12 protein-coding genes are annotated in these 13,936 nt (G+C 39.8%); 8 read left to right on the forward strand and 4 right to left on the reverse strand.

Annotated features, from left to right (window positions below; genetic code table 11):
• The first annotated feature begins 246 nt into the window (after positions 1 to 246).
• The 8 genes from D0T56_RS04865 (at position 247) to D0T56_RS04900 (ending at position 8,867) form a co-directional block, all read left to right on the forward strand.
• Positions 247 to 2,310 carry a dihydrofolate reductase gene (locus D0T56_RS04865; RefSeq protein WP_163319010.1) on the forward strand — a complete coding sequence of 688 codons (2,064 nt, stop codon included), beginning with the start codon at positions 247 to 249 and terminating at the stop codon, positions 2,308 to 2,310.
• Positions 2,311 to 2,418: 108 nt separating this feature from the next.
• Positions 2,419 to 4,038 carry a DUF3137 domain-containing protein gene (locus D0T56_RS04870; protein WP_163319011.1) on the forward strand — a complete coding sequence of 540 codons (1,620 nt, stop codon included), beginning with the start codon at positions 2,419 to 2,421 and terminating at the stop codon, positions 4,036 to 4,038.
• 54 nt (positions 4,039 to 4,092) lie between these two features.
• Entirely contained in the window at positions 4,093 to 4,647 is a 555-nt protein-coding gene (locus D0T56_RS04875; protein WP_185153835.1) for a LemA family protein, read from the forward strand.
• 84 nt (positions 4,648 to 4,731) lie between these two features.
• Positions 4,732 to 5,046 (forward strand): DUF4286 family protein, encoded by a 315-nt coding sequence (locus D0T56_RS04880; RefSeq protein WP_163319012.1) that lies wholly within the window; start codon positions 4,732 to 4,734, stop codon positions 5,044 to 5,046.
• The gene (gene ruvC, locus D0T56_RS04885) at positions 5,046 to 5,606 is read left to right on the forward strand and encodes a crossover junction endodeoxyribonuclease RuvC (protein WP_370458788.1); all 561 of its coding nucleotides are present in this window, start codon (positions 5,046 to 5,048) and stop codon (positions 5,604 to 5,606) included. The genes D0T56_RS04880 and ruvC overlap by 1 nt, the downstream gene beginning before the upstream one ends.
• Positions 5,607 to 5,614: 8 nt before the next feature.
• Positions 5,615 to 6,370 carry a transglycosylase domain-containing protein gene (locus tag D0T56_RS04890; protein ID WP_163319014.1) on the forward strand — a complete coding sequence of 252 codons (756 nt, stop codon included), beginning with the start codon at positions 5,615 to 5,617 and terminating at the stop codon, positions 6,368 to 6,370.
• Positions 6,367 to 7,035, forward strand: coding sequence for a lipoyl(octanoyl) transferase LipB (gene lipB / locus D0T56_RS04895; RefSeq protein ID WP_163319015.1), 669 nt, complete (start codon positions 6,367 to 6,369; stop codon positions 7,033 to 7,035). The genes D0T56_RS04890 and lipB overlap by 4 nt, the downstream gene beginning before the upstream one ends.
• 74 nt (positions 7,036 to 7,109) lie before the next feature.
• On the forward strand, positions 7,110 to 8,867 hold the full coding sequence (locus D0T56_RS04900) for a DUF4836 family protein (protein ID WP_163319016.1): 1,758 nt from the start codon (positions 7,110 to 7,112) through the stop codon (positions 8,865 to 8,867).
• A gap of 105 nt (positions 8,868 to 8,972) precedes the next feature.
• On the opposite strand, the gene rhaD is transcribed toward D0T56_RS04900, so the two are convergent.
• The 4 genes from rhaD to D0T56_RS04920 all read right to left on the reverse strand — a co-directional run bounded on the left by rhaD (position 8,973) and on the right by D0T56_RS04920 (position 13,817).
• Positions 8,973 to 9,782, reverse strand: coding sequence for a rhamnulose-1-phosphate aldolase (gene rhaD / locus D0T56_RS04905; protein WP_163319017.1), 810 nt, complete (start codon positions 9,780 to 9,782; stop codon positions 8,973 to 8,975).
• 74 nt (positions 9,783 to 9,856) lie between these two features.
• Positions 9,857 to 10,891, reverse strand: coding sequence for an L-rhamnose/proton symporter RhaT (gene rhaT / locus D0T56_RS04910; protein WP_163319018.1), 1,035 nt, complete (start codon positions 10,889 to 10,891; stop codon positions 9,857 to 9,859).
• 88 nt (positions 10,892 to 10,979) lie between these two features.
• A complete protein-coding gene (locus tag D0T56_RS04915) occupies positions 10,980 to 12,236 on the reverse strand; it encodes an L-rhamnose isomerase (RefSeq protein WP_163319019.1) in 1,257 nt (418 codons plus the stop codon).
• A 105-nt stretch (positions 12,237 to 12,341) separates the two neighbouring features.
• Positions 12,342 to 13,817 (reverse strand): rhamnulokinase family protein, encoded by a 1,476-nt coding sequence (locus tag D0T56_RS04920; protein WP_163319020.1) that lies wholly within the window; start codon positions 13,815 to 13,817, stop codon positions 12,342 to 12,344.
• Positions 13,818 to 13,936: the final 119 nt, after the last annotated feature.

Here is a 13,936-nt window from a genome sequence, read left to right on the forward strand (position 1 = left end):
GGTCGCCGAGAAGCTAAGCCTTGACTTTTTGGTTCGTTTTGTGTCAAGACAAAATGAACGAAGGCAAGTCTCTACAAGAGACGCGACAGTAAAAAATCTCGAATAAAAACTAACCTATTTTAACTACTGATTCGCATAAATATTAAATTGAGCTTCCGTAGAATATCCAAAGCCGTTAAGACAAATTTAGATGCTGTTTGCGTTAAAGTAAAAACACTTTGCTACCTTTGAGAAAAAATTTGAAATATGAAAAAAACTGTATTTTTGGCTGTCGCAGCATTGTCTATGCTGTCTGCCGGTTATGGAGGAAATAAACCTATGGATTCATCTTCTAATCAAGAAATTAAATTTACTTACGAAGTAGATCAATTTGCCGATCTACAGATTTTGCGTTATCAGGTTCCTGAGTTTGAGTCGTTAACGCTTCAGCAAAAAGAGTTGATATACTATCTTTCGCAAGCGGCTTTGGAAGGGCGTGATATTCTTTTCGATCAGAATAACCGTTACAACCTAGCCATTCGCCGTACTTTGGAGGCAATATACCAGAACTACAAAGGCGATAAAAAGACGAAAGATTATAAGGAATTTGAAGTATACCTGAAAAGGGTTTGGTTTTCGAATGGTATTCACCATCACTATGGAGAAGAAAAATTCTTGCCCGGATTTTCTAAAGAATTCTTTACAACTCAGGTAAAAGCACTGCCAAAAGATAAAGTTCCGGTGAAGAAAGGACAAAGCGTTGACCAATTTGTAGCGATGCTCATGCCTGTAATGTTTGATGCAAATATGATGTCGAAAAAGGTGAATCAGGCTGCAGGTGTGGATCTGATACAAACATCGGCAAACAATTATTATGGGGAAGGGGTGACGCAAAAAGATGTTGAGGACTTTTATGATAAGATGAAAGACCCGAATAACCATCACCCTGTTTCTTACGGCTTAAACAGCCGCTTGGTGAAAGAAAATAATCTGGTGTTTGAAAAAACATGGAAAGTGGGAGGTTTGTACACGCTTGCTATTGAGCGCATTGTAGGTTGGCTGGAAAAAGCCAACGCTGTGGCTGAAAATAGTAAACAGAGAGATGTAATCGAAAAATTGATATCTTTCTACAAATCGGGCGATTTGAAAATGTTTGACAATTATGCAATATCGTGGGTTGGTGATTCACTTTCCCGTATCGATTTTGTGAACGGATTCACCGAAACTTATGGCGATCCGTTGGGTTTGAAAGCCAGTTGGGAATCTATCGTAAACTTCAAGAATATGGAGGCGACCAAACGTACGGAGATTATCAGCAGTAATGCGCAATGGTTTGAAGATCACTCGCCAATGGATGCCCGTTTCAAGAAAGAAAGTGTGAAAGGAGTTACGGCAAAGGTGATTACGGTGGCTCAACTAGGCGGTGATTGCTACCCTGCAACACCAATCGGAATCAACCTGCCCAATGCCGACTGGATAAGGAAGGAGCACGGATCGAAGTCGGTGACCATCGAAAACATAATGGAGGCGTACGACAAAGCAGCCGAACATACAGGCTTTAGCGATGAATTTGTGTGGTCGGATGTGGAGTTGAAACTTCTTCACGATTATGGTTTCATTACCGATGTGTTGCATACCGACCTTCACGAAATTTTAGGTCATGGTTCGGGGCAACTTCTTCCGGGTGTTAGTTCCGATGCAATGAAAGAACATTCGTCAACCATAGAGGAAACCAGAGCGGATTTGTTCGGATTGTATTATCTGGCCGATCCTAAATTGATTGAATTGGGTATTCTTGATAATCCAAACGCTTATAAAGCAGAATATTATAAGTTCATGATGAACGGTCTTATGACCCAATTGACCCGAATAGAAAAAGGAAAGGATATAGAGGAAGCTCACATGCGCAACCGTCAGCTTATAGCCAAATGGGTGTTTGAAAAAGGAAAACCCGACAATGTGGTTGAGTTCAGTAAGAAGAACGGAAAAACATACGTGGTTGTAAACGACTATGTTAAGTTGCGATCATTGTTCGGTCAACTTCTGGCTGAAGTTCAGCGAGTTAAATCGGAGGGAGATTATAAAGCGGCGTCCGCTTTGGTTAATGACTATGCCGTTAAAGTAGATCAGAATCTGTTGTCGGAAGTGCAAGAACGTTATCAGAAACTTAACCTGAAACCGTATAAGGGATTTGTAAATCCTGTTTATGAGTTGGTTACGGACAAAAATGGTAAGTTGTTGGATGTGAAAATAACTTATAATGAGGGATATGCGGAGCAAATGTTGCGTTACTCTAAAGATTATTCATCATTGCCGACATATAACGATTAAGACCATATTATATCAAAGGAATAGAGGATACTTTTTTGGAAGTAATCCTCTATTTTTTGTTTGTATATGTCTATCTTTGCACTTTTAATAAACAAAACTACTATAAAAATGACACTATCAGATTTTAAGGAACTACTCTTGCAAGAACACAAGCGAGACAAAAAACTTACGTTTATTAACTATGCACTTATTTCGGTTGGTATTATCGCAATTGTTGCACTTCTGTTCTATCTGGGTGCTAACTTTTCGGGAATAGCCAAAAACTTCACAGGAGCAATGGATAGCGCAAGCGGTTCGTATTCTACTTATTACAAGTTTGTTATACCACTAGTTGTTATCTGCTGTATTTGTTATCCTTTCTATCAGATTTATAAATTGCAGCAAAGACCAAAGAAAATAGAAGATCTTATCAATAAAATTCAGAAAGGTGCAAAAGCGACTACTATTCAGGATGTTGTCAGTTATAAAATTACGTTACCTCTTTTGAAAGTAAACCTGAAGTTGTGCCCTGTAACTATGGTGTATATCTATCTGAATGATGATGTGAAACCATTTATACTGCCACTAAATAAGTTCTATCTGAGTGATGCGAAATTGCTCTTGAGCGGGGCTGATATTCAGCAATTGAACACAATAAAAGATGCCCTTTATGGAGACACCGACCCCGAAGCTCAAAATACGGTTGCAACTCCACTTAAATCGGTAGATGAGTTTAAAGAGTTCATAAAGACAGACTTGATGGACACGATTAGCGATGTGGAGTCGAACAGAAAAAGTACTCGCAGCACAATGATTATCATGGGAGTAATTGCCACTCTGCTGGCTTTTGGTTTTGTTGGTTATATGGCCTATAACGCAATGCAAACAAGTAAGGCGGGAAATTATTCTTCGATGGGAAGCGATCCGATAAAGACATTTCTTCCGTTTATTGCTATCTTTCTCGTTATTTATGTAGGTTATTACATTTATTCAAAATCGAAAAGCAAAGGTCAGGCTGATACCGCAACGGGAGGTTACGAGAGCATCCAAACGACCTTTAAAACTAAGATATTTGACAAGATGGTGAAATTTATTAATCCATCGGTCGAATATTCGCCATTGGGACATATCGGACTACCTGAGTTTTTGGAAAGCGGTTTTTTTGTAGAAAAAAACTATGACATAGACGGAAGCGATCAGATATCGGGACGTCACAATGGTGTTCCGTTCCTTATGTGCGACCTGTCCGTGTCATACAGACGTAATTTTTCGGACGAGAAAGAAGGTCCTGACTCGGTATTTTTCGGACAATTTTTTGTGGCACGATTCAATAAATCGTTCTCATCTTCCGTTTATTTAATACCGAAGAAGAAATTCTTTGCCGGCAGTAACGACATCGGAGGTTATACAAGTCCGAGCGGGGAAAAAGTATTGCTGGAAGACCCAGAGTTTATGGATATGTTTAACGTTTATGCGGAAGATCAGGTCGAAGCCCGTTATATTCTCACTACTGCCATGATGGAGAGGATAAAACAATTGACCAAAAGAACAAAGGGTCAATATCATATTGTGTTCAATAACAATAAAATTACGGTTGCCAATAACAGCAGAACCGATAACTTTGAGGTCGGATATTCGAAGTCGCTCACAAAAAATGATAACGAACTGCTTGTTAACTTTTATAAAGACCTGGCAGATCAGTTTGCCATTATTGACGAGTTGAGGTTGAATGTCAGGATTTGGGGATAAAAAAAGAGAAAAAACGGAAAAAATCAGACAAAAACGGAAGAAAACAGAAAAATTATGAATATACCTGTAATTATTACCATTGTTTTAATTGTTCTTATTGTAGTTTGGTACATATCAATTTATAATAAGATTAAAATGCGCCGCAACCAGATAGATAATGCCTTTTCCTCGTTAGATGCGTTGTTTATAAAACGTAACGATTTGATACCTAATCTCATTGCTACGGTAAAGCAATATATGACATTTGAGAAGGAAACTCTGGAGGCAATAACACGTCTGCGAGTGCCTGCAAACAGGTCTTCTCAGGAGTATGTGCAGGATGCAGAGGCTGATAAGTTGCTGAAACAGATTATCATTCAGGCAGAGGCTTATCCTCAATTGAGAGCCAGCGAGCAGTTTACCAATCTGCAATACAGCTTTAACGAATGTGAAGAACAGATTGCAGCAGGCAGACGCTATCTTAGCTCTTCCATCACACAATACAATGATGCGGTGACCACCTTTCCCGGAAACATTATTGCTTCTATGATAGGTATGCAAAAACATGAGTGGGAGAGGGCAACGGAGGCTCAACGCCAAAATGTGAATGCGAACGACCTTTTCAGTTAACAAAAAAACTTAGAACTCATTACTTAGAACTCATTACTTAAAACTCATTACTTAAAACTCATTACTTAAAACTCATATAATATAATGTTAATTTATAATACAACATTCCATGCTCATGAAGAGATAATGGGAGACTGCCTCTCTTTTTTTAAGAAAGTATATATTCCACAGGCTATATCTGGCGGTGAGTTGATAGACCCCCGCATGGCGTATATTCATCATCAGCAAGAGGGGCAGGGGGTGAGTTTTTCCCTCCAGTTCAGAGTTGAAGATGTGGAGACGCTAAACAACTGGCTGCATGCCGACGGACACATATTGGCTCAAAAATTGGTGAAAGAATTCGGCGATAAGATAGCCGGATTCAATACATTGCTCGAGGAAATAGATATTACCCAATGATAGAAAAAGAGCGGATAATACTCGGAATCGACCCCGGTACGCAAGTTATGGGTTATGGTGTTTTGAGGGTGGTGAACAATAAGCCTGAATTGATGGCTATGGGAGTTTTACAGCTGAATAAGTATGACGACCATTATTTGAAGTTGCGCCGCATATTTGAAAGAGTATTAGGTTTGGTAGACGAATATCTGCCTGACGAATTGGCCATTGAGGCTCCCTTCTTCGGTAAGAATGTGCAAAGTATGCTCAAGTTGGGGAGGGCGCAGGGTGTGGCCATGGCAGCTGCCTTGTCGCGCGATATTCCGATATTTGAATATGCACCTTTGAAAATAAAAATGTCGATAACCGGCAATGGTAAGGCTGCGAAAGAACAGGTGGCGTATATGCTTCAGAATTACTTGAAAATTCCTGACGAAAACATGTTGCCGCAACTAGATGCGACCGACGGATTGGCTGCCGCTGTCTGCCATTTCTTTCAAACAAACAATCCGGTTGCGGATAAAAAATTCAATAGTTGGAAAGATTTTATAAATCAGAATCCGGGAAAAGTGAAAAAGTAAGAGTTTAGATGAAAAAGGTAAAAAGTACGGTGTTTTATGTTCTGGCATCAATCGTAATACTGTTTTGTATCAGTTTTGTAGCTTCTCTTGCATGGGTAGGATATTATTCCGCCTTTGATGTAGGGAAAACAATACAGATGCAGAAATACCGGTTTAAGAATAGTTCGTCCGATTCGCTTCGGGTTGAGTATCAGTGGGTTCCTGTTGACAGTATTTCCCGTAATGTGATTGTAGCTGTATTGGCAGCTCAGGACGAAAATTTTTATGTTCATAACGGATTTTCGCCTATTCATCATGACGATTCAGTATCATTTATTCCGAAGGATGATGAGACTATTACCCAATTGGCTGTCCATTCTGTATTTTTGACTGAAGGAGATAATAAAATTAAGTCATTTGCAGAGAGGTATCTTACCATCCTCACCGAATATATGTGGGGCAAAGATCGCATTCTGGAGATTTATTTGAACACAGCACCTCTGGGGCATGGTATATTTGGAGTGGAAGCTGCATCGCAGATATATTTCGGAAAATCGTCTGCGCTTCTCACCCGTGAAGAGGCGGCTTTTATAGCTATTCTCTTCGCAAATCCACAAGATAAGCAGGTTGATTTTACGTATCCTCCCGAAGAATTTTGTTCCATGCAATATACTATCCTGATGAAAATGGGCATGCTCACCCAAGTCAAAATAGGGCGAAAACCTATTGACGAGACTATTGTTATGCCCACAAAACCAATATATAAAAGAAAATGGAGGGGATGACACATATAAATTGTCAGGATCTCGGCTTGATAGAGTATGGAAAGGCATGGGAAATACAGGAAAAATTGTTCAATGACAATCTGGATGCAAAACAAACATCTTCGTCAACTACTAATACTTTGATTTTGTGTGAACATCCGCATGTTATAACCGTTGGCAAGCATGGAAAAATGCAAAATCTCCTTTATTCGGAAGACTACCTGAAAGGACGGGATGTATCTTTGTTCATGATCGACAGAGGAGGAGATATAACATATCACGGTCCGGGACAATTGGTTGCATATCCAATTTTCGATTTGGAAAGGTTTGGCATCGGATTGCGGCAATATATCTACAATCTGGAAGAAGTTATTATCCTTTTTCTGAAACAATACGGGATAAAAGGCGAGCGTTTGGCCGGTGCAGCCGGAGTTTGGTTAGATGTGGATAATCCACCGAAAACCAGAAAGATAGCAGCAATAGGTGTTCGCAGTAGCCGTTATGTAACAATGCACGGATTTGCCCTGAATGTAAATACCGATCTCTCTTATTTTTCCTTGATCAATCCTTGTGGGTTTGTGGATAAGGGAGTTACATCAATAGAAAAGGAAATTGGGGAAAGGCTGGACGTTGATGCCGTGAAAAAAGAAATATGCAATCTTTTTGAAAAGATTTTTATCAAATAGAGATAGAACGTGTTGTTTTTAAGTTTTTTAACTATCTTTGTGCAAAATTACTCAATATACAAATAAATTACTCAATGAAAAGAATTTTAAAACAGTTATGGCTTGTAGCTGCAATAGGTCTGGTATTGGCTTCTTGTGGCAAATCGGACGAATTGGCGAATGTTATTCCGGCCGATGCGTTTTACGTTGTCCATGTAAATTCACAATCTATTGTAAAAAAAGCAGATTGGAATGTATTTGACAACCCAAAGATATCGAAGTTGATGAACATAGCTAAGGCTACTCAAGACACAGAAACCAGCGAATTGCTGGATGCGTTTCTTAAAGATGCCAATGCCTTGGGATTGAACTTGAAAGGTGATGCATATATGTATATGAACATGAGCTCGATAGGAGTGGTTTTAGGTGTGAACGATGCTAAGAAATTTAAAGATATTTTGTTGGCATCACCAACAACCAATAAAGAAGAGTTGCATGAAAAAGATGGTACATATACATACAAACTAGGACATGCTGCTGCCATAGCATGGAACAAAAATACTTTCTTGCTTTATTCAACTTTGGGCAAGGAAATTATGGGAAGCGGATTCAAATTAGGATTGGATAGCGAAAAAGTAGATGTTGAGACATTGGCTTTGGTGCAATTGAATCAAGAAAAAGATAAAAGTATAAATACTATATCTACATTCTCCGATTTCTTGAGCGACCGTAAAGATATTTCTCTTTACTACAACTATAGGTCGGAAAATATGGCTCCATTGTTCAACGCTTTAGGTTCTGATTTTCCAAAACAGATTATAGAAGAATTGAAAAGCTTTAGTGGCGTGGCGTCCGGTGCTTATGTTTCTTTTGACAAAGGACAGATATCTTTCGACAGCAAAATGTATTTTGAAAACGGTGATGTTAAAAGCAAATACAAAGACTTGACAGCCTCTATGTTTGAAAATGTGAAAGGAGATCAATTGCAATATTTGTATGGAAATCCTCTTTTAGCTATTTCAACAGGACTTAAAGGCGAAGGTATTCAGAACTATCTGGTTAAGTTGGGTATTTGGGATTATCTGAAAGAAAAAGCAACCGAAGAAGAGATAGGAATTGCAGAATCTTTGATTAAGAACATGAACGGTGACATCTCGTTCGCTCTTGGAAACTTTATAAAAGTAAAACATGAGTATGAGGGATGGAATGGCGAAATGAGAAGCTATGATAAAAACTTCATGGAGATGTCTTTCTTTGCCGAATGTAAGGATGGTAAAGTTTTATCAGCATTCTTGAAAGAAAAACTGATAGACGATATGGCTAAGAAAGCGACTGAAAGCGTTAGTGCAGATACAACTGCAGTTGCTGATATAGCAACAATTGCTCCGTCAGTAGAAGGTGATGAGGACGAAGATGTGTTTGAAGATGTGAAAGTATATGAGCCTAAAGTGAAAATGATTGAAGAAGGTATCTTTACAACAGACTTTGAAGGTACAACAGCATACTTTGGGGTGAAGGACAACACATTCTTCTTCACCAATGATAAGGGTGTGTATGATAACGTAAAATCGGGAGCTAAGAAAGATAACTCTGTGTCTAAACTGTCGAAAGGCAAGTTGATGACATTGGCCGGAAGTTTCACAGCACTGAAATCATTAGGCGATGAATTTGGAAGTGGACAGGCAGCCGAGATATTTATGGCATTTATGGATATGTTTGAGGGCTACGAACTCGTAACTAACGATGATGCAACAGGTTCTGGCAAGATAGATATGAGTGATAAAGGCAAAAACAGTCTTGCTCAAATCTGCCAATTCTTTGATAAACTGATAACAGAACAAGTACCAATGTAATATCTGTTAGTATAGCATAAAATAAGCCCCGAACTTCGTTTAGTTCGGGGCTTATTTATTTTAATGCCAATCGGTATTCGAGAAATAACCGATGGTAAGGCAGACTTACTTCGGCAAATTGAAAGCCTCTTTCAATTCTTTCATTTGTTCCTGAGTTGTTCCCGTAGGTTCAAATCCCATTGATTTTGCAGTCAGATAAATCTGAGCCGATTTTGAAAGCGTATCAATCATATCGAAAGCCTCCATAACATCCTCTCCAACAGAACAAACTCCGTGTTTCTCCCACATTACTACATCGTACTCCTCCAGTTCTTTGATTGTAGCATCAGCCAATTCGAATGAACTGGGCATTTTGTAAGGAATGATGCCTAAACCTCTGGGGCAAAATGCTCTCGTTTCGGGAATCATGCTCCAAAGGAGATTAGTCAAGACATCTTTTTCCAAGAAAGCAGGATTGTGAGTCATTGCCACCAAATCGATGGGGTGGGTGTGAACTGCCGCTTTATAGGTTGATCCTCTGCCAATCAGATAGTTGTGCATCGAAAGATGTGAAGCTAGTTCCGAAGTCGGCTTCACTGGATTATCGGCAATGATAACATAGCTGCTGCAATCGTCGAGAATACGTATCACCGAGCCGTTTTCCATAGGCCAACGGGCAAGATCGCGCATACGCTTGTTTGTGCCCTTACAGAAAAAATAGCGACCTTTCAGATTAGGTAACTGTCTGCCAATCTGAATCACATCGCTGATTGGTTTCATATTCTTGATTTCATCATCAATCAAATCCGTGATATTGATAGTGATATTGCCTCCATTACGTTCTGCCCATCCTTTTTGCCACAAATATCCTGCAACTTCGGCTACATCGTTTACTTGCTTGGCAAGAGCCGGGCGATTGTCTAAAATTGATTTCATTATTATTAATTTTTATTTACTTCAAATGTTTTTTTTTGTTCCTTAGCTCCTCTTTTGGAGGGGTTGGGAGGTGTCTATTTCATTATCTGTGGGAAAATGATACTGATAATCAGTATTGCAAGACCAATGATAAGCACTACCATTGTTTTTTGTCCTGCGCCTTTCCATTCTTTCAGAATGATTCCCCATACATTACTGAACAATACATTCAGAGACATAAGTATACTCCACGAGAATGCCATGATAACACTTCCCGGTTCGAAGAAACTTTGCCCTACGCCTAGTCCGAAAAACTGAGAATACCACAACAATCCGGCTAAGGCACAGAATAACAGGTTATTCGTCCAAATAGAAGCGGAACTCTTTGTATAGTCGGAAAAAGTATTGTTCTTGGCATTTTGAGATAGGCAATAGACGGCATTTGTCAGGAATCCGCCGAATGTTACCAGTAAAATAACCGGATTGAGGGCAAGAAGTTCGCTGCCTCCACTTGCTAAAATCTGAGCCTTAATAGGCGCTCCGGCTTCTAATCCCAGATTGAAGCAAGCACTCATCACACCGGCAAGAATAGCAATCAGAAGGCCTTTCTTAAGAGCGAAATCTTTTACGGCCTTTTTCTTTTCTTCTTCCGACATGTTTTGCGACTTGAGCGAACCTGCATAACCTATCACAGCAATACCTGCAATGGCTATGGAGACGCCAATCAGAAGAATAAGTCCGTCACCTTCGAAAAGATTATCCCCTTTCAATATAGCAGGGATCAGCGTCCCGAATGCAGAACAAGTACCCAACGCCAAAGATTGACCCAAAGCAACCCCTAAAAAACGCATGCTGAGTCCGAATGTCAATCCTCCGATTCCCCAAAGGATACCATATCCGACAGCTTTCCATACATCGCTGCCTGCGGAGGAAAGTACTTCGGGCAAAGAAACACCCGTTGGCAAAGCCATCAATGCACCAATCAGCGGGAAAACCAGCCATGCGAAAATGCCCTGTGTCAGCCAAAACGATTCCCACGACCAGTTTTTTACCTTTTTGATAGGCACATAGGAGCTCGATTGCCCGAAACTCCCTATGGCTATTATTATTAAACCTATTAATGTATTCATGTTTTTTAAAGTTGTAAGCAATAAGCTGTGAGTAGTAAGCTGTAAGCGTATGATGCTTAAAACTTACTACTTATCACTTAAAACCTGATTATCGTTTTGATGTCACGTCTTTTTCGTATTGTTGAATTTCCGCAATATAATCTTCACCAACCGCAATATTATTTTTCAAGCAGAAATAGTCCCAAACAGCATTCCAAGGCAATACTTTAGCTTCTTCAAGCAATGCAAGGCGTTCGAAATATTGTCCGTTAGCTTCGTATTTGCGAAGTTGGGCAAGCGGTTCAAGAAGACCTTGTAAGAATGCTTTTTGAGTGGAACGGATGCCGATTGCATAAGCACCGATGCGATTGATTGAAGCATCGAAGAAGTCAAGACCAACATGTACTTTATCAAGAGCATCGGCACGAACGATTTCTTTTGCAAGGTCTATTGTATCATCATTCAAGATAACCACATGGTCGGAATCCCAACGTACAGGGCGGCTTACGTGAAGCATGATTTCAGGCGTGAATAAGAGCAAAGATGAAATCTTATCTGCTACGCTTTCCGACAAATGGAAATGTCCCATGTCGAGAGTAACCATCTTTTGTTTTTTCGCACCATAACCTAAATAGAAGTCATGCGAACCAACTGTATAACTTTCAAGAGCAATGCCGAAAAGTTTCGATTCGATACAGTCCTTCATGTTTTTGTAATCTATAGCAAAGATCTCATCCAAAGATTGTTCCAATAGACGACGATACTCGTAACGGTTTACAGTCAAGTCTTTCATTCCGTCATGCACCCAGATGTTCATGATACAAGGATCATTCTGGAATTTACCCATTTCTTCCGAAACTTTACGGCAACGTTTAGTATGCTCGATCCAGAAATCACGGATAGATTTGTCAGGGTTAGCCAAAGTCAAATCCCCACTCTTAGGATGTCCGAAAGATGTTGAATTGAAATCCAGTTTCAAGCCTTTTTCTTTTGCCCACTGCATCCAGCTTGTAAAGTGTTCAGGTTCCACTTGGTCACGGTCTACAACCTTACCCCCGAAATCACCGTATATTTCGTGCAGATTCAAACGATGTTCCCCTGCAACAAGAGTCAAAACTTTTTCAATATCGGCGCGCAGTTCGTCAATGTTGCGAGCTTTTCCGGGATAGTTCCCTGTGGCTTGAATACCGCCGCCACCAAGGTTGTCCAGTTTTTCAAAACCTGTAACATCATCCGCTTGCCAGCAATGGATAGATACTGCCAACTTTTGCAATCTTGCCAATGCGGCATCTACATCTACACCTACGGCAGCATATCTTTCTTTTGCTATTTCGTATGACTTTTGCACTAATTCTGATTTTTTCATGATGATTCTTATTTTTAACGTTTAAATATAAATTATTTCTGTTCTTATTATTCACTTGTCATGCTGAGAGAAACGAAGCATCTAGAAGCAGATCCTTCACTTTGTTCAGGATGACATTATTCTGAAAAACTGATTGTATGCTTCGTCCCAAAGTTGTTTGTTTTGCGGTTCAAAAATTTCGGGCGTTACCGATTGATTTATAACGGCACGCATTTCTTTTAACGAACCTACCGCACCCACAGCCTGAGCCTGCAGCATGATATTGCCAATAGCCGTAGCCTCGGATGGTCCTGCAATAACGGGCAATCCAATAGAGTTTGCAGTCATCTGATTCAATAACTTATTTTGTGAGCCTCCGCCAATAACATGCAGTCGTTCTATCTTAAATGGTGCGATTTTTTGCAGACACTCCAATACAAAACGATATTTCAAGGCAAGGCTATCGAAAATGCAGCGTATAAATTCTGCGTGTGTTTCGGGTGCTTTCTGTTCTGTTTTTTTGCAATATGTAGTTATTGCCTGAATCATACTTTCAGGATTAGCGAATGAGGCATCGTCAGGATCAATCAGCGATTTGAATCCATCCACAGAATCGGACAATACTACAATTTCGGGATATGAATATTTTGTCCCTTTAGCCTCCCACTCCTTACGGCATTGTTCCAGTAGCCACATTCCTGTTATGTTTTTCAAGAATCGGATAGTGCCGTCAACCCCGCCTTCATTGGTGAAGTTCAGATCGTATGATTCTTTTGTTATCACAGGCTCTTTCAACTCAATACCCATAAGTGACCACGTGCCGGAACTCAAATAAGCGAAATTTTCATTCTGCGCAGGAACTGCCGCAACAGCCGACCCGGTATCATGTCCGGCAACAGAAACAACGGGGATGTCACTCAAGCCGCATTCTTTCTTGATATCTTCGGTAATGTTCCCGATTTTCTCACCGGGCATGATAATAGGCTGTATAATAGAGGGATCAATCCCGATAACCTCCAAAAGTTTGTTCTCTATCTTTTTACTATGCGGGTTAATTAACTGCGCTGTAGATGCAATAGTATATTCACAGACTTTCTTATTCGTGAGTAAATACGAGAGGGCATCAGGCATGAAAAGAATGTCCGTTGCAGCTTTCAATGCCGAAGAGTTTTCTTTTTTCGCAGCATACAGCTGAAACAGGCTGTTGAAGTTCATTATTTGTATTCCTGTCAGGTCGTAAACCTCTTGTCGGGATAATAATTTGAAATACTCTTCAGGAGCATTGTTGGTGTAAGGATCACGATAGCAACGAGGTAAACCAAGCAAAGAACCATCTTCTCCGAGATAAACAAAGTCGACACCCCAGGTATCGATACCAATGGCATCGATTGTTATTTTTTTGTCTGCAACTTCTTTCAATGCATCTTTCAATGCTCCAAACAGAGCATAGATATCCCAATAAAATTTGCCTTGTATTTTAACGATATTATTCGGAAATCTGGTAAGTTCGTTCAATACGAGTTTCCCTTCTTTCAGGGTGCCGATAATAGAACGACCGCTTGTAGCACCAATGTCGAATGCTAGAAAATTATATGTTTTCATGAAATGAGAATATAATGAGTTATTGTACAAAATTACTGTTTAGAGTATGAGTGTAATTGAATAAAATGATTTTGATACTTCAATATTTGATACTATTTTTGTGTTGTCCTGAAAAATAG

Origin of the sequence: Dysgonomonas sp. 520 (assembly GCF_010501095.1) — a bacterium.
Lineage (GTDB): Bacteria > Bacteroidota > Bacteroidia > Bacteroidales > Dysgonomonadaceae > QVMP01.

Coding starts and splice junctions, on each gene's coding strand:
- D0T56_RS04900 (WP_163319016.1), top strand. CDS start 7,110: ATGAAAAGAATTTTAAAACAGTTATGGCTTGTAGCTGCAATAGGTCTG.
- D0T56_RS04875 (WP_185153835.1), top strand. CDS start 4,093: ATGAATATACCTGTAATTATTACCATTGTTTTAATTGTTCTTATTGTA.
- D0T56_RS04870 (WP_163319011.1), top strand. CDS start 2,419: ATGACACTATCAGATTTTAAGGAACTACTCTTGCAAGAACACAAGCGA.
- lipB (WP_163319015.1), top strand. CDS start 6,367: ATGACACATATAAATTGTCAGGATCTCGGCTTGATAGAGTATGGAAAG.
- D0T56_RS04920 (WP_163319020.1), bottom strand. CDS start 13,817: ATGAAAACATATAATTTTCTAGCATTCGACATTGGTGCTACAAGCGGT.
- D0T56_RS04865 (WP_163319010.1), top strand. CDS start 247: ATGAAAAAAACTGTATTTTTGGCTGTCGCAGCATTGTCTATGCTGTCT.
- rhaT (WP_163319018.1), bottom strand. CDS start 10,891: ATGAATACATTAATAGGTTTAATAATAATAGCCATAGGGAGTTTCGGG.
- D0T56_RS04880 (WP_163319012.1), top strand. CDS start 4,732: ATGTTAATTTATAATACAACATTCCATGCTCATGAAGAGATAATGGGA.
- rhaD (WP_163319017.1), bottom strand. CDS start 9,782: ATGAAATCAATTTTAGACAATCGCCCGGCTCTTGCCAAGCAAGTAAAC.
- D0T56_RS04890 (WP_163319014.1), top strand. CDS start 5,615: ATGAAAAAGGTAAAAAGTACGGTGTTTTATGTTCTGGCATCAATCGTA.
- D0T56_RS04915 (WP_163319019.1), bottom strand. CDS start 12,236: ATGAAAAAATCAGAATTAGTGCAAAAGTCATACGAAATAGCAAAAGAA.